This window comes from Gemmata palustris, assembly GCF_017939745.1.
GTDB lineage: Bacteria > Planctomycetota > Planctomycetia > Gemmatales > Gemmataceae > Gemmata > Gemmata palustris.
Map to the genome: position 1 here is coordinate 2,340,723 of NZ_JAGKQQ010000001.1, position 20,558 is coordinate 2,361,280.

The 20,558-nt window shown below is 64.2% G+C and carries 17 protein-coding genes; 11 read left to right on the plus strand and 6 right to left on the minus strand.

The genetic code is table 11. The features are described 5' to 3' along the window. Positions 1-94: 94 nt before the first annotated feature. Positions 95-565: a hypothetical protein gene (locus J8F10_RS09535; RefSeq protein ID WP_210653597.1), complete on the minus strand. Its 471-nt coding sequence runs from the start codon at positions 563-565 to the stop codon at positions 95-97. A 250-nt stretch (positions 566-815) separates the two neighbouring features. Between J8F10_RS09535 and J8F10_RS09540 the strand changes: the two genes are divergently transcribed. The 3 genes from J8F10_RS09540 to J8F10_RS09550 all read left to right on the plus strand — a co-directional run bounded on the left by J8F10_RS09540 (position 816) and on the right by J8F10_RS09550 (position 3,603). Continuing rightward, complete coding sequence (locus tag J8F10_RS09540) at positions 816-2,090, plus strand: MFS transporter (RefSeq protein WP_210653598.1); 1,275 nt, start codon at positions 816-818, stop codon at positions 2,088-2,090. A 159-nt stretch (positions 2,091-2,249) separates the two neighbouring features. After that, positions 2,250-2,480, plus strand: a complete 231-nt coding sequence (locus J8F10_RS09545) for a hypothetical protein (protein WP_210653599.1) — start codon at positions 2,250-2,252, stop codon at positions 2,478-2,480. Positions 2,481-3,288: 808 nt separating this feature from the next. Beyond that, a complete protein-coding gene (locus tag J8F10_RS09550) occupies positions 3,289-3,603 on the plus strand; it encodes a hypothetical protein (protein ID WP_210653600.1) in 315 nt (104 codons plus the stop codon). Between the two features lie 192 nt (positions 3,604-3,795). Here J8F10_RS09550 and J8F10_RS09555 read toward each other — a convergent pair whose 3' ends face one another. The 3 genes from J8F10_RS09555 to J8F10_RS09565 form a co-directional block, all read right to left on the minus strand. Continuing rightward, a complete protein-coding gene (locus tag J8F10_RS09555) occupies positions 3,796-4,287 on the minus strand; it encodes a carboxymuconolactone decarboxylase family protein (protein WP_210653601.1) in 492 nt (163 codons plus the stop codon). 14 nt (positions 4,288-4,301) lie between these two features. Further along, entirely contained in the window at positions 4,302-5,198 is an 897-nt protein-coding gene (locus J8F10_RS09560) for an RNA polymerase sigma-70 factor (RefSeq protein WP_210653602.1), read from the minus strand. Between the two features lie 223 nt (positions 5,199-5,421). Next, the gene (locus tag J8F10_RS09565) at positions 5,422-5,979 is read right to left on the minus strand and encodes a pyridoxamine 5'-phosphate oxidase family protein (RefSeq protein ID WP_210653603.1); all 558 of its coding nucleotides are present in this window, start codon (positions 5,977-5,979) and stop codon (positions 5,422-5,424) included. A 129-nt stretch (positions 5,980-6,108) separates the two neighbouring features. Between J8F10_RS09565 and J8F10_RS09570 the strand changes: the two genes are divergently transcribed. Both J8F10_RS09570 and J8F10_RS09575 read left to right on the plus strand, forming a co-directional pair. Next, positions 6,109-6,852: an SDR family oxidoreductase gene (locus tag J8F10_RS09570; protein WP_210653604.1), complete on the plus strand. Its 744-nt coding sequence runs from the start codon at positions 6,109-6,111 to the stop codon at positions 6,850-6,852. Positions 6,853-7,087: 235 nt separating this feature from the next. Further along, a complete protein-coding gene (locus tag J8F10_RS09575) occupies positions 7,088-7,720 on the plus strand; it encodes an acyltransferase (RefSeq protein WP_210653605.1) in 633 nt (210 codons plus the stop codon). Between the two features lie 441 nt (positions 7,721-8,161). Here J8F10_RS09575 and J8F10_RS09580 read toward each other — a convergent pair whose 3' ends face one another. After that, a complete protein-coding gene (locus tag J8F10_RS09580) occupies positions 8,162-9,619 on the minus strand; it encodes a sigma-54-dependent transcriptional regulator (protein WP_210653606.1) in 1,458 nt (485 codons plus the stop codon). Then, positions 9,619-11,121, minus strand: a complete 1,503-nt coding sequence (locus tag J8F10_RS09585; protein WP_210653607.1) for a sensor histidine kinase — start codon at positions 11,119-11,121, stop codon at positions 9,619-9,621. Before J8F10_RS09585 ends, J8F10_RS09580 begins: the two co-directional genes overlap by 1 nt. A 426-nt stretch (positions 11,122-11,547) precedes the next feature. On the opposite strand from J8F10_RS09585, the gene J8F10_RS09590 reads away from it, so the two are divergent. The 6 genes from J8F10_RS09590 (at position 11,548) to J8F10_RS09615 (ending at position 20,376) form a co-directional block, all read left to right on the plus strand. Beyond that, complete coding sequence (locus J8F10_RS09590) at positions 11,548-13,092, plus strand: alpha,alpha-trehalose-phosphate synthase (UDP-forming) (RefSeq protein ID WP_315854230.1); 1,545 nt, start codon at positions 11,548-11,550, stop codon at positions 13,090-13,092. Positions 13,093-13,152: 60 nt separating this feature from the next. Next, entirely contained in the window at positions 13,153-13,563 is a 411-nt protein-coding gene (locus tag J8F10_RS09595) for a response regulator (RefSeq protein WP_210653609.1), read from the plus strand. 239 nt (positions 13,564-13,802) lie between these two features. Further along, the gene (locus J8F10_RS09600) at positions 13,803-17,249 is read left to right on the plus strand and encodes a response regulator (RefSeq protein ID WP_210653610.1); all 3,447 of its coding nucleotides are present in this window, start codon (positions 13,803-13,805) and stop codon (positions 17,247-17,249) included. A gap of 96 nt (positions 17,250-17,345) precedes the next feature. After that, positions 17,346-18,173: a CheR family methyltransferase gene (locus tag J8F10_RS09605; RefSeq protein WP_210653611.1), complete on the plus strand. Its 828-nt coding sequence runs from the start codon at positions 17,346-17,348 to the stop codon at positions 18,171-18,173. Beyond that, positions 18,170-18,772 carry a chemotaxis protein CheB gene (locus tag J8F10_RS09610; RefSeq protein WP_210653612.1) on the plus strand — a complete coding sequence of 201 codons (603 nt, stop codon included), beginning with the start codon at positions 18,170-18,172 and terminating at the stop codon, positions 18,770-18,772. The genes J8F10_RS09605 and J8F10_RS09610 overlap by 4 nt, the downstream gene beginning before the upstream one ends. Next, the gene (locus J8F10_RS09615) at positions 18,769-20,376 is read left to right on the plus strand and encodes a response regulator (RefSeq protein ID WP_210653613.1); all 1,608 of its coding nucleotides are present in this window, start codon (positions 18,769-18,771) and stop codon (positions 20,374-20,376) included. Before J8F10_RS09610 ends, J8F10_RS09615 begins: the two co-directional genes overlap by 4 nt. Positions 20,377-20,558 lie beyond the last annotated feature (182 nt).

Consider the following 20,558-nt stretch of genomic DNA (forward strand, 5'->3'; position numbering starts at 1 on the left):
GAAAAATTGAGTTAAACGTGCGCGGGACCGTGTCCCGACGCGGTGAGCGTTACCATACCCCGGACGCGGGGTGAAAGCGATCACAAATCGAGTCTCAACAGCGCAGAACGTGCCGTTCAAAGAGTGCAACGTACCGGGCGTCGCGCAGGCCGTCGGGCCGGCCGCGCGGGTGCAACCCTCGGGCGGAGCCGAGGTGTTCGGGGACCGCGAGCAACCCGGCTAGCGCGAGTGCGAGCAGTTCGCCGGTCGGCCGAGGGGCCGTTTCGGTGAGCGCACTCTCCGTCAGCGCGGCATCGGATCGCTCGACGCAGCACGCACACTCGGGTGCGTGCGCCGGCGCAGGTGTATTGGAGGATTTGGAAGTGTGGTCGGTCGTTGATTCGTGACAGCAGTTCGGCTTCGTCTTGAGGCGACACGGCTCGACCGGCGCTGGCGCACTTGTGGTCGGCGCGGGAACTTGCGCGGCCTGTGTTGGTTGAGGAAACCAGCCGGCTTTGCAACAACAGAGAGTTGGAGCAAGCACGATGGCGAGCGCCAACCCGATATGCACGAACGGTCGCGTCATATGTTCCCGTCGGGAGCTTTCACAACGCCGCTATTCTCTCATCGACCGGTTCCGGAGTCAACTTCATGCTTCTGATGCGCCGCGAACAGCAAAGGTGACCGAGAACCAAAGAATGGGTGTGGAGGTTCCCCACAAACCGATTACGCTGGTGCCGCGCCCGCGGTTCGTGGGCGCGAGCACGGTTCGACACATTCCGTAGTGTGGAACCGCGCAAGCCGTTTCTCCGCCGAAAGAAGCAGGAGTAGCCCGAGTGCCCTCCCCCTCCCTCGCCCCGTCGCTCGCTCGGCTCGCGTGGCTCACGGTCGCACTGCTGTGGCCGGTCGCGCTGCTGAACTACCTCGACCGGCAGATGCTCGCGTCGATGAAGTTCTCCGTGATGGCCGACATCCCCACTATTGAAGGTGACGCGAACTGGGGATTCATGCTCGGTCAGTTCAAGTGGGTGTACGCCTTTCTCAGCCCCATCGGGGGATTCGTTGCGGACCGGTTCAGCCGAAGGTTCACCATCTGCGGGAGCCTGTTCGTGTGGTCCGCGGTAACGTGGGCGACCGGGCACGTCACGACTTACGACGAACTGCTCGTGGCGCGGTCGCTCATGGGCATCAGCGAGGCGTTTTATATTCCCGCCGCTCTCGCACTCATCGCAGACTACCACACCGGCCACACGCGGTCGCGCGCGATCGGTCTGCACCAGACGGCGATCTACTGCGGTGTCATCGCCGGCGGCTTCGGCGGGTACGCGGCCGACGACCCCGAACTGGGCTGGCGCGGAGCGTTCACGGCGTGCGGCATAGTCGGAATGCTCTACGCGCTCCCGCTCGTCCTGTTCCTCCGCGACGCACCGAAATCGAGTACGGTCGCGAGCGCCCCGTCGATTTCCCCCGCGCGGGCCGCGACCGAACTCCTGAGCAACGCTTCGTTTATCCTTTTGGTCTTGTACTTCACGCTCCCCGCGCTTGCCGGGTGGGTGGTTCGCGACTGGATGCCCGCGATCCTGAAACAACAATTCAACATCGGTCAGGGGAAAGCGGGCGTCGCCGCGACGCTGTACTGGCAGTCCGCAGCACTCGTGGGTGCGTTCGGCGGCGGGTGGCTCGCGGACCGCTGGATGCAGACGCACAACCGCGGGCGCATCTTCGCGAGCGCCCTGGGCATGTTCCTCATCGTCCCTGCGATGCTCGGTATTGGGAACGCGGGCACACTCGGCGTGGCAATCGCGTTCCTGGTTCTGTTCGGGTTGGGGTGGGGGTGCTTCGATTGCAACAACATGCCGATTCTATGCCAGATCGTCCGGCCCGAGTTGCGTGCCACCGGGTACGGCATCATGAATTTTGTAAGCATCGGTTGCGGTGGTCTTGTGGATTGGGGCTTTGGCGCCACACGCGACCGCAATATGCCACTCAGCACTGTCTTCGGCGCGTTCGCAAGCGTCGCAATCGTCTCGGTGGTGCTCGTCCTGCTCATCAGGCCCAAGCCGGACCTGGTACCGGTGCGCGAGCCGAACGCGGACGAATCGAGTTGGTGAGGCGCCCGAACCGCGCACCTTCTGCGGGTTCCGAAACCGGCACCGGTTCGCACGGGCCGCTCTCACTTTTGTGAAGGCGCACGGATTGCTCATTGGCTCCCGTCGCTCGCGTGGGATAATGAATCCGCGGGCACAAAAGACCGCACCAGGAGGGGCACCATGAAACTGCTGTTGCTGACCGCGTGCTGGGTTCTGATCGGGTGTGGAGTGATCTTCGGGCTGGTTCACGGCATCATTCCGCACCTGCTCACGCCGGACCTGTTCCCGAAGGCTCAAGCACACGAGGCCCAGCACGCACCCGTCGAGAACGCCATCACGAGCGCGAGCTACGCGGTGCAAACGGGAGTCACACAGAAGCAAGGATCTCCGATCTCACAATTGACGAAGTAAAAGACAAGGTCAACAGGCGGCGCCGAGAGCGACTTTCCTTCACACATTTCTTTCGGCTCTCGGCTTCGCCTGTTACACCGGCCACGTCCCAGTTCGTTTTCATTTCGCGAAGCCCGTAATCCGCCCCATCTGTGGCGCCGGCACTAACAATTGCTAACGTTCTGGCTCCGAAAACCACCCGCGCGGATGTATCACGCTCGTTGTAAAACCTTCAAATCCCAGAGCATTTGATCGTGTTTCACCAGCGCGGCTAACAATTGCTAACATTTCCGGCCCCCGACGACCTCGGCCTGAAACCAAAACACCGTCACGGATCGCCAGATCACGCGACTCAATTGTCCGGATGGCAGAGTCCTAGAGATCCAGTGACGCGGGCGGCCTTTTTCTCGACTCGATTGGTGCCCAGCGCAAGTCCATCCGTGGGTCGCGTTACACGCATGCAACCCAACTTCACGGCAGCGGACGCTTAGCCATGCTTGCTCAAACCATTTCGACCGTGCTTTACGTCGGCCTCGCGGCGAGCGTCCTGTTCCAAGTTGCGACCGTTGTGCGGCTCGCCGCCCGAACCGCCCACAAGCGAAGTGCTAACGAGCGAAAAGTCCAACCCGCGGTGCGGTCAGTGGTGCCCGCCCCGATCGCTCGCCCGGCGGCTCCGAAGCCCGCGTCCCGCGTCCGTCGCCGCGATTACCGCCTCGCGCTCCGCGCTGCGAAAGCTTCGCTCTCTGCATGAAATCTTGACAATCGGGCGGCACGTCGGTTGCAACGACCGTAGCCCGTCGCCCGACAGGATTCCAACAGAGGGCTACAAATGCTTCGTCACGTGTTCGCTCTGGCGTCGGTCGCGGTCCTGGCACTCGCTTTCACCCCGGCATTCGCCGAAGATACCAAGCCGGGCACTCATGAAGGTAAAGTCGTCAAGGCCGAAGCCGGCAAACTGACGATGACCGACAAAGAGGGGAAGAAGGAGCACACGCACGTCATCCCGGCCACCGCGAAGGTGACCTGTGACGGCAAAGAGTGCAAAGTCGAAGACCTGAAACCCGGCTCGACGGTCAAGGTGACGACGGAGAAGAAGGAAGACAAGCTCGTCGTTATCAGTGTCGAAGCAAAGAAAGCCGACTAGTTGGGGCGAGCAGTGGGTTTCCCAATGTGTGGGAACCGTGCTTCTCGCGAATAAACAGAACGCCCCTGGTAACCCAGGGGCGTTCTTGCATTAAGTGATTGATGATTCGACCGAAGTTGAACCTAAAATTACAGTTACGGATGATGTTGTCACATTATCACGCACGATTGAAACGGGAGGTTCACCCGTTGGTCAATTCGCTGATCCGGTTAGTGTCGCCACCATCTGCGCACGCGCCTGCGGTTTATATGTTCCCGGTACCGCGCGGAAGCTGATCGCCAGCCGGTTCCACCCGTTGATCGCGATCACCGCCCACGTCAGGTCGACCAACTCCTTCTCGGTGAATTGCTCGCGGGCCTCTGCGAACGCTTCTCCGGATACGCCATCTTCAAGTTGCGTGACGACTTCTGTCCAGGCGAGCGCGGCCCGTTCCCGGTCGGTGAAGAACGGCGTCTCACGCCACGCACTGAGGGCGTAAAGCCGTTGCTCAGTTTCGCCCGCGGCGCGCGCGTCTTGCGTGTGCATGTCCAGGCAGTACGCGCACCCGTTGAGTTGCGAGGCACGGGTCTTCACCAGTTCGAGCAGCGCGTGTTCCAACCCGCACCCGCGGACGTGCGTCTCCAGCGCGTACATCGCTTTAATCGGTTCCGCGGCCAGTTTCAGGTAATTGACTCGGGGTTCCATTGCTCTTTCTCGTCTCAGTGTTGGGGGCGATTGGGTTCATCTTCGGCCGCGGGCGCGGCGGGCCAGCGGCTCAGTTTGTCGGGGTTCAGCACCACGAAGAGGGTACCAATGCTGTCTCCGCGTGCAGCGAAAGTGAGGACTTCCACAGGCTTACCCGCGACGGTGAACACCATGCCCGGCGCGCCGTTAACGGTGGTCGGGATGAGTTCGCCCGCGCGCTGCAACTTGCGAAACACGACGGCGAGCAAGTTGGCGATCCGGTGAGTTCCGACGATCGGGCGCGGGGAGGCGTGCGTTTTCCCGCCGCCGTCTGCGAACAGCGTCGCATCGAACGCGAGCATCGACTCGATCGCGCTCACGTCCCCGGACCGGCACGCCGCGAAGAACCTCGTCGCCAGTTCGTCGGCGCGCTCGGGTGGGGCATCGAACCGCCGCTCGCGTGTGTCGAGGCGCTTCTTCGCACGGGCCGCGATTTGTCGAACGTTGACGGAGGACTTGTCGAGTAGCTCCGCGATCTCGTCGAACTCGTACCCGAACACCTCGCGCAACAGGTAGGTGGCGCGTTCGGTGGGCGAGAGCGTTTCGAGCAAGACCAGAAACGCCATCGAGAGCGAATCGGCCAGTTCCGCACGGTCCATTGCCCCCTCCCACGAATCCGCGACCGGTTCCGGGAGCCACTGACCGACGTACTCTTCGCGCTTCGACTTCCGTAACCGGTCGATGCAGAGCCGGGTGGTGGTCTTCACGAGCCAGGCTTCGGGCGCTTCCACCTCGGCCGCGTGTTGCTGGTAGCGCAGGTAAGCGTCCTGCACCGCGTCCTCGGAATCGGCCACCGTACCGAGCATCCGATACGCCACCGCCAGCAACTTCGGCCGCAGGGTCTCGACGCTTGATGGAGATAGCTCGTTCATATCGTGCTTCACCCTTTCACGAGCAAGGACGGGAACGAGGGCGGTTCTGTGACACCGCGAGAAAGTTTTTTCACGAACGACGCTGGTAACGAGCCGCGACTGCAAGGGAGCGGGAACAGTGGTTCCTACACGGCAATGCTTGTGGCACAGGCCTCTGGCCTGTGGAGGCGCACCCACAGGCCAGAGGCCTGTGCCACGAAACCAAAGCCCAAACGCATCGAAACTACCCATCGTCCACCGAAGGCAAACCGGGCAGCCCATCGATACTCGTGCGGTTCTTCTGCTCGCGGTAGCGCACCAGTCCCTCGGCCCCCTTCTTGTCGGCCCACGCGGTCAGTTGCTCGCGCTCGCCGGCGAACTCGTAGAGCGGGACCGCGTAACCGCACGAATCGGCAATTCGACTGACATCCGCCACGATCACCGATCGAACACCGGCCAGATCCGGGAACACGGCGGAAACGCTCGCCCAGTCCGAATCGCCCGGTTCAACACTCCGGCCGCACCCGTACAGGCGCAGGATGCGCGGCCGGCCCTCAAACGCGCAGAACATGATGGTGAGGCGCCCGTTCTCGCGCAGGTGGGCAATCGTCTCCACGCCGCTACCGGTCAGGTCCAGATACGCGACCGTGGTCGGCCCGAGGACGCGAAAGGTGTCTAAACCCTTGGGCGACACGTTCACGTGCCCGTCGGCCGAAAGTGGTGCGGTGGCCACGAAGAACATGTGCTGCCGGGCGATGAAAGCACGCAGGTCGTCGTCGATCTCGGTGAACGTTTTGCCCATACGGTCCTCGTGATTCGGGAGAAGTCGCCCGCGTCGCAACGGTACACATCGGGAGTAAGATTAGCCCTCGGCGTGCGGTAAGTCCGTTCGAGAAACCAAAGGCAACGAGTGATTTGAGGAGTGTTGGCGATGACACAAAACTTGGCCGGCAAAGTGGCGCTGGTGACGGGAGCTTCGCGGGGCATCGGGCGCGCCATCGCCCTCCGCTTGGCGAAGGACGGCGCAGCGGTGGTCGTCAACTACTCGGGCAGTGCTCAGCAAGCCGAAGAGGTCGTGGCCGAGGTGATGAGGATCGGGGGAAAGGCCGTTGCCGTGCAAGCCGATGTGAGCAAGGTCGCCGACGTGCGGCACTTGTTCGACGCCACGTTCACGAACTTCGGCCGACTCGACGTTCTGGTCAACAACGCCGGGTTGCTGCTCACCAAGCCCGTGGTCGAGGTCGGTGAAGAGGAGTACGACCGGCTGTTCGCGGTCAACGTGAAGGGCACGTTCTTCTGCTGTCAGGAAGCCGTGAAGCGCATGGGCACCGGCGGGCGCATCGTGAACTTCTCGTCGTCCACCACCGTGCTAATGCTGCCCGGTTACGCGGCCTACGTCGCGACGAAGGGGGCCGTCGAGCAACTGTCCCACGTGTTGGCGAAGGAAGTCGGTGCCCGTGGGATCACGGTGAACGTGGTGTCCCCGGGGCCGACCGACACCGAGTTGTTCAGTCAGGGTAAGACCGAGGAACAGAAGCAGATGTACGCACGAATGGCAGCGCTCGGGCGGCTCGGCGTGCCGGAGGACATTGCCGACGCGGTTTCGATGCTGGTCGGGCCGGACGCCGGGTGGGTCACGGGACAAAATCTCCGCGTCAACGGCGGGCTGATCTGATACTTTCCCCGGCCATCAGTGACCGTTCACGGGGCGCTTTAAATCCTGGTGTTTGGCGACGTTGGAAAGCGCTTTTGACGCCCAAACAGTTATCTTCGATGCGCAAAACGCTTGGAAAAACAGCAGTTTGTCCCCGTGAACGGTTTTCATTCGGTATCCGGATACTACAACTCCCGTGTTGACATGACGGCCCTAAACAAAGACCAGTAGACCCGCTTGGCAGAACGGAGCCCCCATGCTGCTGCGATTGTGTCGCTCACTCATTAATCGATACACGATGAAAACGGGACGCGCAGTAGGCTTATGGAAGCGACTTTGTAAACCTCAAAACTATCAATACGCTGAGTTTCTAGGTCGCCACGGCGGTTTCAACGCGATCGGAGTGGAGTGCAGGTTCAATCTTGACGTCGTTGTCACCGATCCCGCTTACGTCCGGGTGGGCAACAATGTCACCCTTTCGTCATGTGCCTTGATCGGTCACGACGGTTCGATCGGCGTCCTCAACCGGGCTTACGGGTTGAGGCTAGACGCTGTTGGCAAGATCGACATTCGAGACAACGTCTTCATTGGCTACGCCGCGGTAGTATTACCTGGAGTGACGATCGGACCTAACGCTATCGTCGCGGCGGGTGCAGTCGTCACCAAGGACGTAGCCGCCGGCGACATCGTAGGAGGTGTTCCAGCGCGGCCTATCGGCAAAGTTGATGAGTTCGTTGCGCGTCTGGACGCTGAAACTCGTTTGCTTCCATGGTGGTCACTCATCGAGAGCCGAGTGGGTGATTACGATCCTATACTTGAACCACAGTTACGCGACCTTCGTGTAGCTCATTTTTACGGTCCACGCCGTCAAGATGCGTCCTCGGTCTAGCGGAACTGTTCTTTCCGTGACTCCCTGTATGTCAAGCCACCAAGTTGAGCAGTCGTTCCGTAACCGTTCATGGAGTGGTCAGGCTCTGGCTACCCTCCTATCGCCTTCGGCGGTATGACACCTCCATCGTACCAGCCGAGGTTTTCGACTCTTTGCCGCCGGCGGTGCAGGCGCACATCCGTTATCTCGAACTCCGGCTCGCTGATCTCGAAGCGCGGATCGGGTGTGTGGCGCTGCCGATGCTCGCACCGCAGCGAGCTCAGTTGGAAGTTTGTGCGATCACAATCGGGAAATTGAGCACTTGTCGCGATCCATTCGCTCGTTTTGATTTCGTGGCACAGGCAGAGGCCTGCACCACGAGCAACAAGACCCAAGAGCTATCGTCAATCATCCTGAACGAACTCACATTAATATTATATATAGATTCATTTATCACACACCCTACTCCTGAAGAGGCATTTCGCCCGACGCGGCTCCGGTCTCGGAAGAGCGGAGTTGCTTCTCGATGCCCAAGTTGAGCGATTGAAGTTTGGCCCGGAGCGTGGTGCGCGAGATACCGAGCAGGTCACTGGCCTGCTTCTGATTCCCGTGAACGTGATCGAGGACCGCGGTCAACAGCACGCGGTCCACCGCCTGCGTGACTTGTCGGTAAATATCGGGGGTGCCGACGCGCAGTAGTTCACCGATGAGCCCGCGCAAATCCAGACCGGCAGTGGGCGGATTGGCGGCCCCTCCGCGAACCGATGCGGGCAAAGCGCTCAGCGTAACGACTTCGCCGACGGTCTGAACCACCGCGAACCGAACGGTGTTTTCCAGTTCGCGCACGTTCCCGGGCCAGTGGTACGCTTCCAGTAGGGAGAGGGCCTCGGGGTCGATCCCGCGGACGCTCTTATTCAACTTCCGATTCGTGGCAGCGATGAAGTAATTCACCAGCAGCCCAACGTCTCCCGCGCGCTCGCGGAGCGGCGGGAGCGTGATCGTGAAGGAATTGAGCCGGTAGAACAGATCCTCCCGGAACTTCCCCGCCGCAACTAGCGCCGCCAAGTTCTGATTCGTGGCGGCCACCACGCGCACGTTCGTCTCGATCGTCTCGTTCCCGCCCACGCGCTCGAACCGCTGGTCTTGAAGCAGGCGCAGCACCTTCGCCTGGGTCGCGGGGCTCATGTCCCCGATCTCGTCCATGAAGATCGTGCCGCCGTGCGCCTGCTCGAACTTGCCGATGCGCTTGCGGTCCGCCCCCGTAAATGCGCCCTTCTCGTGCCCGAACAACTCGCTCTCCAGGAGCGCGTCGGGGATGGCCGCACAGTTGATCGCGACGAACGGCCCGGCCGCGCGCGCGGAGTGCTGGTAGAGGGCGCGGGCGACCAGCTCTTTCCCGGTACCGCTCTCGCCCAGTACCAGCACGGTGACGTCCTGCGGCGCGATCCGCCCGATGACCTTGTACACCTCCAGCATGGCCGGACACCGGCCCACGATCTGATCGGTTTCGGCTTCCGGGGGCGGTTCGTCACCCAACACGGTCGGCGTCGCCCGGATGCGCCGGAGTTCAAACGCCTTCCCGATCACATCGTCGAGTTGGTGCAGGTCCACGGGTTTGAGCAGGTACTCGAACGCCCCGCGCTTCATCGCCTCGATCGCCGTGTCCGTGCTCCCGTGGGCCGTGATGATGACCACGGGCAGGTGCGGATCGATCTCGCGAATGCGCACGAACGCATCCAGCCCGGACATATCGGGCAGGCGCACGTCCAGAATCACCGCGTCCGGTTTGTCGCGCTCGACCGCGGCCAGCCCGAGTTTCGCGCTCGGCGCCGTCACCACCAGAGTTTCCTCACTCTCCAGCGCGGACTTCAGCGAGTACAGGATGCCCGGTTCGTCGTCGATGATGAGAAGTTTTGGCATCACTTGGCTCCGGCTGAAACGAGTGCTTCGGGAAGCACCTGGCGCGCTGCGCAAGGTAGACGAACGACGAATACCGCCCCACCCGCCGGCCCGTTCGCGGCCCCGATCGATCCACCGTGGGCCTCGACGATCCGGCGGCAAATGGACAACCCCAACCCCAGCCCCGTTTCCTTGGTGCTGATGAACGGGTCGAAAATCTGTTCCTCCAATCCGCTCGGCAGCCCCGGCCCAGTGTCGGAGATTTGGACCACCAGCACGTCCTCGTTTTCGCGGGCGGTCACCCGAAGTGTCCCCCCCGTGGGGAGGACATCGAGTGCGTTGAACAGGAGGTTGTAGAACACCTGCCCCAGTTGCCCCGGGTCCGCATCGAGCATGGGAAGAGCCGGCGAAAGAACGGCGCGAACGTCGACGCCCTGAAGTTCGGCCCGCGCCCCAATTCCGGCCAGACACGAGCGGATGAGTTCCCCCGGTTCAACGGGCTTTTTCTCCGGGCGCGGCGGCCGGGCGAAATCGAGAAACGTGCGGATGATCTGTTCGAGCCGCAGGATTTCACCTTCCAGCACGCGCAAGTCTTGCGGCCGAAACCCCGTGGCGCGCCGCGGATCGGTCGCGGCCTGGACCAGTAGTTTGATGACCGTGAGCGGGTTGCGGACCTCGTGAGCAATCCCGGCGGCCATCTGACCGACCCACGCCAGTTGCTCGGCCCGTAGCGCGTCACGCTCGGTCTGCTTCAGCCGGTTGAGTACCGCCGCGGCCGCGTGCGTCACGCGCTGAAGGGTCGTTCCGGGAGGACCGGTCGTCGGCACCTCGGAGGGGACGTGCGCTGCTTCGCCGAGTAGTGCCGCGGTGTCGCGCAGGACGCGATCGGTGTTCAGCAGCGACCGCCGGAGCGAGACGGCGATTACCCACCCCGCGAGGAGCCCGGCCACTGATCCGCACACGCCGAGCCCGATCAACCCGACGGTCAGCCGCTGGGACAGTTCCCGGTTCGCCTCGCTCGCGCGGTTCAGCATCCCTTCGTTGATCTTCAGGTACTCGCGGGCCGGTTCGAGGATCTCACGGGCGAGAACCGTGTCGATCAGTTCCAGTACCTTCGCGTACACGCCTTGAGGGGGAGGGGCTTGTTCGAGCCGGTCGTATTCGGCGAAAAAGTGCTCGTAGCCCTTGCGCACGCGCCGCATGAGCACCTGCTCCTGGTCCATCGTGGCGAGTTTCTCCGCCCCCTCCAGCGCTTCCGCGGCGCGCATTTGGAGGCGCGGGACCGAATCCAGGTGTTTCCGCTCGCCGGTAATCAGGTACCGGTCGAATTGGACGTGGATCTCGCGCAGGCTGATCTCCAGTTCCTGTGCCGCGTGGACACTCGCTACGTGATTGTCGAGCATCACCGAGACGTTTCGCTGCGAGTCGCGCGCGTACCACGCGGCGCTCACCGCCACCGCGACCAGCAGCACGCTGACCGCAACGACCGGAGCCGTCAGGCGCGCCACTATCCGGGTCTGCATGACTGCTCCTCAACTGACGGCACGGTCACTCTCCCTCGCATTGTGGACGTCGATCGATTCTCTTACCAGAAGCTGTCGAACGATCCATTAAAGGAGCGACCAGTTTTTGACCACTCGTCCGGGATCTGTTCAAATCGACCCATTGCCACTGCTGAAGATAACAAAACACGCGACACACCGGGCGCCCAGCGTCCAACGGCCCGCACATCGTAAAGTCTGGAAACAAAACAGGATACCGACGATCCCGCTCGAAGATTACGCGCGCCCGGAACGCGCGCCTCTCGGCTCTGGCATTCTCGTTGCCTAGACGGTGTTGCAACCGCGGTGCCCGGGAAGTCGGTTTCCGGGCGTAGCTGCATCGGACGCAGCCATTTCTTCCGTTCTTGAGGTGACCCCGTGGCGTGGAGCAGGGAACGTTTGCAAGAAGTGGCGCGCACGCGGCTGGGTGGCGCCAAATTGATCGTGGTCGCGAACCGCGAACCGTACATCCACCGGTACAAGGACGGCGAGGTCGAATGGATTCGGCCCGCAGGGGGCCTGACCACGGCCCTCGATCCGGTGATGCAGGCGTGCGGGGGCGTGTGGGTCGCGCACGGGTCGGGCGACGCCGATCGCGCGGTGACCGACGCGAACGGGCGCGTGGGCGTTCCCCCGGACGATCCGAACTACGTGCTGCGCCGCGTGTGGCTCACCAAGGACGAGGAGGAGGGCTACTACTACGGCGCGGCCAACAGCATGTTGTGGCCCCTGTGCCATCAGGTGTTCGCGCGCCCCGTGTTCGACCCGGCTCACTGGGAGGCGTACCGGAAAGTCAACGAGACGTTCGCCGCGGCCGTACTTGAGGAAGCGCAAGGTGGCCCGGCGCTCGTCTTCGTGCAGGATTATCACTTCGCGCTGTTACCGCGGTTACTGAAGGCCGCACGACCGGACCTGGTGATCGCGCAGTTCTGGCACATCCCGTGGCCCGGACCGGAAAAATTCCTCGTGTGCCCGTGGGCCAGGGAACTGCTCGACGGGATGCTCGGTAACGACCTGTTCGGGTTCCACACGCAGAACGACTGCAACAACTTCCTGGAGTGCGTGGACCGGGCACTCGAATGCCGCATCGACCGCGAACGGTTCGCGGTTCAGCGCAACGGGCAAATCACGACCGTGCGCCCCTTCCCCATCAGCGTCGATCCCGCGCTTGCGGATGAATACTTGGGCGACGACTGGGAAAGTCGCGCTACGGCGCTGCGTAAGAAGCACCGCCTCGGCGACCGCGCCCTGATCGTGGGCGTGGACCGCGTGGACTACACGAAGGGCATCCCCGAGCGCCTGCGTGCGGTCGATCGGTTGTTGCACAAGCACCCGGAGTTGAAGGGGCAGTTCCACTTCGTGCAGGTCGGGGCACCAAGCCGCACCCACATCCCCGCGTACCGCGACTTGACCGAAGAAGTGTATTCGCTGGCCGAGCGCATCAACTGGGAACACGGGACCGATGAGTGGCAGCCGGTGGTGTTCCTCAACGAGCACCACGGCCCGGACGACATCTTCGTGCTATACCGCACGGCCGCCGGGTGCATCGTCAGCTCGCTGCACGACGGGATGAACCTCGTCGCGAAGGAGTTCGTGACCGCGCGCGGGGACGAGCGCGGGGTGCTCGTGCTCTCGCAGTTCACCGGGGCCGCGCGCGAATTGCCGGACGCGGTCCTGGTGAACCCGTTCGATGTGGAAGAGATGGCCGACGGGTTATTCGCATCACTCACGATGCCGGCTCCAGAACAAGAGCGCCGGATGCGCCGGATGCGCGCCCAGGTGGACGACCACAACATCTACCGCTGGGCCGGCGTGCTCCTGAGCGCCATTGGCAAGTTGATCCCGGATAGCTGCGAAGCGCCCACCAAAGTCGAACCCGATCCGCTCGATATGATCGAACGCGAGATCGCTCGCGAAAACTACATCACCGCACTCCGACTGGCGGGCGGCTGATACTCGCTCCCTCTGCGATTCATTGAATTGCGTTCACACATTTGAGTAGAAAGGGAACCCGTGCCCACCCCAAACGACTCCGACCGGTCCCGACCGCCCGGTCTGTTGCTCGTTGACCCCGACCCCCGCGTGCGCGACGCGCTCGCACGCGCGATGGAGGGCGAAGGGTGGCACGTCTGGTGCGCGCCCGATGGAGCCATCGCGGTCGAAACTTACCACCGGCACCGGGACCAGATCGACGCGGCCCTCGTCGACCTTCAGTTCCCGGGACTTCAAGGCGGGCGCCTCCTGGCCGAATTGGGGCAACTCGCCCCCGCACTGATCCGCTGTGCGATGTCGGGGGGCGTGAATGCGTACACCGCCTCCGCGTTCCGGCGCATGAGCGGCACCCCACTCTTCACCAAACCTCTGGACACCCACGCACTCGCCTGCGCACTCCACGAGATGATGGCGCCGGCCGGTCAAAAGTGAGCGGCCTCACGCAACACCAATCGGTCACGTCCGCCCGCACCGATCGGCGGCGTGGCTACGCAGCACCAGCCCTCATATCACGATAATCGCAACTACCGCTCAAATTGATTGCCGCACAACAGCCCGGGCGGGCTCCCTGTCGCGCGATTTCTTCGTATCTGGAGAGTACGATTTCGAGCCGCGGGCACAAATTTTGCTGCATAGTCACCCCGCGCGATTGATTATCCTGGATGAAGCCAATGCCCTTTTCGAGTCCGCCTGTTGAAACCCGTCAGAATAGAGCCGATCTCCCGCTCTTCACAGGCCTCGCCGCAGTTGTCGGCTTTTTCATCGTTAGCGGGATTGTCGCGTACTGGAACACCCGCACCCTGAGCCGAAACGCGCAACAAATTGCGCACACGCACGAAGTGCTGACAACGCTCGACGACATCCAGTCGCTGATGAAGGATGCCGAGACCGGGCAGCGGGGCTACATCCTCACCGGCGATTCGCGGTACCTGGAGCCGCACACGCTGGCGGTTGTCCGAATGAAGGACAAGTTAAACGAGGTCGAGCGGCTCACCGTCGATAACCACGATCAACAGGCCCGCATCCCGCTCCTGCGCGACCTTATCACCGCGAAACTGGCCGAACTCGACGAAACCATCACGCTCCGCCGGACGCAGGGGTTCGATGCCGCTCAGAAGATCGTCGCAACCGATCGCGGGAAGGCGACAATGGACGGCATTCGCGACCAAGCAGAATTAATGGAACGGGAGGAGCGCGAGCTCCGCTCCCGGCGCTTCGGCGAGATGGAAAGCGCCTACGCGGTCGCGGTGGGCAGCGGCGTCATTACCGGACTACTCGGAACGCTGCTCGCCGCAACAGTCGCGTACCTCGTCCGACGCGCGGTCGCTCTCCGTCGCCGGGAAGAGTGGCTCCAGAACGGTCAAATCAAGCTCGGCGCGGCGATGGCCGGCGACCAGCGCGTCGAGCAACTCGGCGAGAGCGTGCTCAAATTCCTGGCCGAATACCTGGGCGCGCACGCCGGGGCGTTCTTCTCCCAGGACGATCACGGCTTCCGCCGCGTTGCGGCTTACGGGACTCCCGCAGCAGGTGGCGCCCCGGAGCGCCTGGACGTGACCGATGGGCTCGTCGGGCGCGCGGTCAAGGACCGGCGATCGTTCTTCGTTCACGACGTGCCGGACGGGTATCTGAAAGTCGGCTCGGCGCTCGGTCAGGCGAATCCGCGGCACCTCGCGATCGTACCGACCAAGACCGACAGCGGCACCAACGCGGTATTTGAACTCGGGTTCGTTCACGCGCCCGATGCATTCGCGTCGGAGCTGCTCGACCGCGCGGCAGAGGCCATTGGTCTGGCCGTCCGCTCGGCCCGGTACCGCGCTCACCTCCAGAACCTGCTCGAAGAGACGCAACGGCAATCGGAAGAGCTGCAGGCCCAAAGCGAAGAACTGCGTGTCTCGAACGAGGAACTCGAGGAGCAGAGCCGGGCGATCAAGGAATCTCAGGCCCGGCTCGAAGAACAGCAAGCCGAAATGGAGCAGACGAACGCGCGGCTGGAGGAGCAAACACAACTCCTCGCGGGCCAGCGCGACGAGGCCACGCGGGCGCGCGGGGCGCTCCAGGTGAAGGCCCGCGAATTGGAACAAGCCAGCCGGTACAAGACCGACTTCCTGGCGAACATGTCGCACGAACTGCGCACGCCGCTGAACTCGTCGCTGATTCTCGCAAAACTCCTCGCCGACAATCGCGAGGGGAACCTGAGTGCCGAGCAGGTGCGGTTCGCGGAAACGATCCAGTCCGCGGGCAACGACCTGCTCGCGCTCATCAACGACATCCTCGACCTCTCGAAGATCGAGGCCGGGAAGATGGACGTGCGCCCCGAACCCGTGCGCCTGACGCAGCTCACCGAGGATCTGACGCGGGTGTTTCAGCCGGTCGCGGAACAGAAGAAACTCGCCTTCCGCGCGCGGATCGCACCGGGGTGCCCCGAATCGGTCAACACCGACCGCCAGCGCCTCGAACAGGTGCTCAAGAACCTGCTCTCCAACGCCCTGAAGTTTACCGCGAACGGCGAGGTGAGCCTGGAAATCGAGAGCGTTCAGGGCGACAAAATCGCGTTCGCAGTACGTGACACCGGCATCGGTATCCCCGAACAACAGCAAGAAGTGATCTTCGAGGCGTTCCGGCAAGCGGACGGAACTACTAGCCGCAAATACGGCGGTACGGGATTGGGGCTGTCGATCGCGCGCGAACTCGCGCGGTTGCTGGGCGGCGAACTCGGAGTCACGAGCGAACCGGGACACGGGAGCACGTTTACGATCACACTCCCGCTCGCCTACGACCCGGCACTCGTCCCCCCGCGCCCGCGCGGGCCGATGACAGCACCGGTGCCCGCTGCGCCCGGGACGATCACCATCGTCCCGCCGCCCACGGCAACACCGCGCGTGACGCCGGCGCGCCGAGTCGAGGACGACCGCGAGCGCCTGACCGCGGACCGCCGGGTCATTCTCGTAGTGGAGGACGACGAGCCGTTCGCCCGCATCCTGTACGACCTCGCGCACGAACTCAAATTCCAGTGCCTCATTGCGAATACGGCCGAGGAAGGACTGGCGGCGGCGGTTCAACACCGGCCGAGTGCGGTCGTTCTCGACGTGGGGCTGCCCGACCACTCCGGGCTCTCTGTGCTCGACCGGCTCAAGCACGACGCGCGCACGCGGCACATCCCGGTTCACGTCGTTTCCGCACACGACTACGCCCAAACCGCGCTCGCCCTGGGCGCGGTCGGGTACATGATGAAGCCGGTGAAGCGCGAGCAACTGGCCGAAGCGTTCGAGCGGCTCGAGACGCGCCTGGAACAGCGCCTGCGCCGCGTGCTGATCGTCGAGGACGACGCGGTTCAGCTCGACAGCTTGCGGAAACTCCTGGGCACGCACGACGTGGAGACGGTCGGCGCCCGGACCGCGGCCGAGTGCCTGGAGCAACTGAAGAGCGAAACCTTCGACTGCATGGTGCTCGACCTCACGCTCCCGGATGCGTCCGGGTACTCGCTGCTCGAAACGCTGAGCCGCGAAGATGCGTACTCGTTCCCGCCCGTCATCGTTTACACCGGGCGCGAGCTCGGGGCGGACGACGAACAGCGCCTGCGCCGGTACTCGAAGTCGATCATCATCAAGGGCGCGAAGTCGCCCGAGCGCCTGCTCGACGAGGTGACGCTGTTCCTCCACCAAGTGGTGTCGGAACTCCCGGCCGAGCAACAGCGGATGCTGGAAAAGGCCCGGAGCCGCGACGCTGCACTGGAGGGGCGCCGAATTCTGGTGGTCGAGGACGACGTGCGGAACGTGTTCGCGCTCACGAGCATCCTGGAGCCGCGCGGGGCGGTGGTCACGATCGCGCGCAACGGGCGCGAGGCCCTCGAAGCACTGGAGCGCTCCCTCGGCGTGCCGGACCGGGCCGTCGATCTGGTGCTGATGGACGTGATGATGCCGGAGATGGACGGGCTCACGGCCACGCGCGAGATCCGCAAGCGCGACGTGTGGAAGAAGCTCCCGATCATCACCCTCACGGCTAAAGCGATGCGGGACGACCAGGACCAGTGCCTCGCGGCCGGCGCGAACGACTACATGGCGAAACCGCTGGACGTCGAGAAGTTACTGTCCCTGGTCCGCGTGTGGATGCCCCGGTAAGGGTCGAAAGTCGTAAGGTCGCAAGTCGTAAAGTCGAAGACATACGACCTCCGGACCTTACGACTTGCGACCTTACGACTTTACGACGGGGGGAAAGTGTCCGACAAGACCGAGGACATCGAGTTGCGCCTGCTGCTCGACGCCATTTACCGGCAGTACCACTACGACTTTCGTGGGTACTCGGTGGCGTCGATCACGCGGCGCTTGCGCCAGGCGCGCGAGCGGTTCGGGTGCCGGAGTTTTTCGCAGCTCCAGGACCGCGTGCTCCACGAGTCCGCGGTGTTCCCGGAACTGCTGGCGTACCTCACGGTGCAGGTGAGCGAGCTGTTCCGCGACCCAGCGTACTTTCGCGCCATCCGGGAACAGGTGGTCCCGCACCTCCGCACGTACCCGTCTCTGAAGGTGTGGGTCGCGGGGTGCAGCGCCGGCGAGGAGGTGTACTCGCTCGCGATCCTCTTCCGCGAAGAGGGGCTCGAAGACCGCACCATGTTCTACGGCACGGACATCAACCCGGAGGCAATCCGGAAAGCCGAGGCCGGCGTGTACGAGATCGAGCGCGTGCCGCTGTTCACCGAGAACCACCGGCTCGCGGGCGGGAAATCGTCGCTCTCGGACTATTACACCGCGGCCTACGGCGCGGCCGTGTTCGACAAGAGCTTGCGCCGCCGGGCCGTGTTCTCCGACCACAGCCTGGTGACCGACGCGGTGTTCGCCGAGGTCCACCTCGTGTCCTGCCGGAACGTGCTCATTTACTTCGATCGCGCGTTGCAGGATCGAGCGATCGGGCTGTTCAAGGATTCGCTCGTTCGCAAGGGGTTTCTCGGCTTGGGCGCTAAGGAGAGTTTGCGGTTCTCCGCTCACGCCGAGGCCTTTACCGAGTTCGCCCGCGACGAGCGCATTTACCAGAAACGGGGTGCGACGTGACCCCGACAACCCCGCCCCCTCCCGGCGCGCCGCGCGCGGAAGCGGTGGTGATCGGCGCGTCGGCCGGCGCGGTGGACGCACTGTCCGCGCTCCTGCCCACTCTGCCCGCGGACTATCCGCTGCCGGTGATGGTTGTGGTCCACGTGCCGCCCGATAAGAAGAGTGTCATGGCCGAACTGTTCAGGAACAAGTGCCGCATGACCGTGCGCGAGGCCGAGGACAAGGAACCGCTCGTCCCGGGCACGGTCTACTTCGCCCCGCCCGATTACCACCTGTTAGTGGAACCGGACCGGCGCCTGTCGCTGTCGAGCGAGGAGCCGGTTCACTACTCGCGCCCGGCCATCGACGTGCTGTTCGAGTCGGCCGCGGACGCATTCGGTGCCGGACTGGTCGGGGTCGTGCTGACCGGCGCCAGTTCCGACGGCGCGGGAGGGCTCCGTGCGGTCTGCGCCGCGGGCGGTGGGGCGCTGGTCCAGCACCCCGACGAGGCCGCGGTCGCCACCATGCCGCGGGCCGCGCTCGCCGCGTGCCCGAAGGCGTCCGTGATGTACCTGGAACAGATCGCGGCCCGCCTCCGCGACCTGGGGAGGCGGCCGTGACCCGACCCGCACCGACCCCGGTCCACTTCCTGCTCGTGGACGACCTGGAAGAAAACCTGATCGCGCTCGAAGCGCTGCTCCGGCGCGACGGGCTCGTGCTGCTCAAGGCGCGCTCCGGCCCGGAAGCACTGGAGCTGCTACTCGCGCACGAGGTCGCGCTCGCGCTCCTGGACGTCCAGATGCCGGAGATGGACGGGTTCGAGCTGGCCGAACTGATGCGCGGGACCGAGCGCACGCGGCGCGTGCCGATCATCTTCCTCACGGCCGGGAACCCGGACCAGTCGCGCCGGTTCCGCGGGTACGAGGCCGGCGCGGTCGATTTCCTGAACAAGCCGATCGAGCCGCACACGCTGCGGAGCAAGGCGGACGTGTTCTTCGAGTTGTGGCGCGAGCGCCAGGAAGTGGCCCGCCAGCGCGACGAACTGAAGATCGCGACCGCGGAGAACGCCCGGCTCCTAGAAGAGACGCGCCGGACCGCGGACGCGCTGCGCGAGGCCGACCGGCGGAAGGACGAGTTCCTCGCGACCCTCGCGCACGAGTTGCGGAACCCGCTCGCGCCGATCCGAAACGGGTTGCAGATTTTGAGCCTGGCCCAGTCCGCGGACACCTCGGCGCGGGCGCGGGCCATGATGGAGCGGCAGCTCGGCCACATGGTTCGGCTGGTGGACGACCTGCTCGACATCTCGCGCGTGACGAGCGGGAAGGTGCAGTTGCGCCCCGAGCTGATCGAGGTGCGCACGGCCGTCGAAATGGCGCTCGAAGCGAGCCGGCCCGCGATCGAGGCCGGTAAGCACTCGCTCACGGTGCGCGTGCCCGACGAGCGCTTGTGGCTCCGGGCGGACCCCACGCGGATCGCCCAGGTGATCGGCAATCTGCTCACCAACGCGGCCAAGTACACGCACGACGGGGGCAAGATCGATGTCTCGGTCGAGCGCGAGGGCGGGTTCGTCGCCGTGCGCGTCAAGGACACCGGGCTCGGCATCCCGGCCGAGATGCTCCCGCGGGTGTTCGACCTGTTTACTCAGGTCGGGAAGCACCTGGACCGCGCACAGGGGGGGCTCGGGATCGGCCTCTCACTCGTCAAGCGCCTGGTCGAAATGCACGGCGGCGAGGTGACGGTCGAGAGCCCCGGGGCCGACCGCGGGAGCACGTTCGCGGTGCGCCTGCCACTCGCGCCCGATGCGCCCGTCGTGCCCGCGTCGAACAGTTCGGTGCGAGCGGCGCGCGGGCAATCGCGCCGCGTGCTGGTCGTGGACGACAACGCCGATGCCGCCGACAGCCTGTCGGAACTTCTCGCGCTGTCCGGCCACAAGACCGAAACCGCACAAAGCGGCCCCGAGGCGCTGCGGGCGGCCGCCCGGTTCCGCCCGGAACTGGTGTTCCTCGACATCGGGTTACCGGGGATGGACGGGTACGAGGTCGCCCGGACCCTGCGCGCGGCCCCCGGGAGCCGCGCGACCGTGCTCGTGGCGCTGACCGGGTGGGGGACGGAGGAGGATCGGAAGCGCTCGGCGGAAGCCGGGTTCGACTTCCACCTCACCAAGCCGGTGGAAACCGAACAACTCGAAGGGCTGCTCGCCAAACTCGCCCGGAACCCGGCGTAAGTCGTTGGCGCGCGGAAAGGCGGTTAGAAAAATCGGCCGGGGCGGAGAACCCGCCCCTCGTGCCCGGCCGTCGGGCAGTGGCCGGAGCCGCCCCTCTGATAATCGGGGCGCTCCGGCTGACGCGGTCGCGGCGAACGATCACGCACCAACGGCCGCAGGGTACTCACGCCTGACCCCATGAC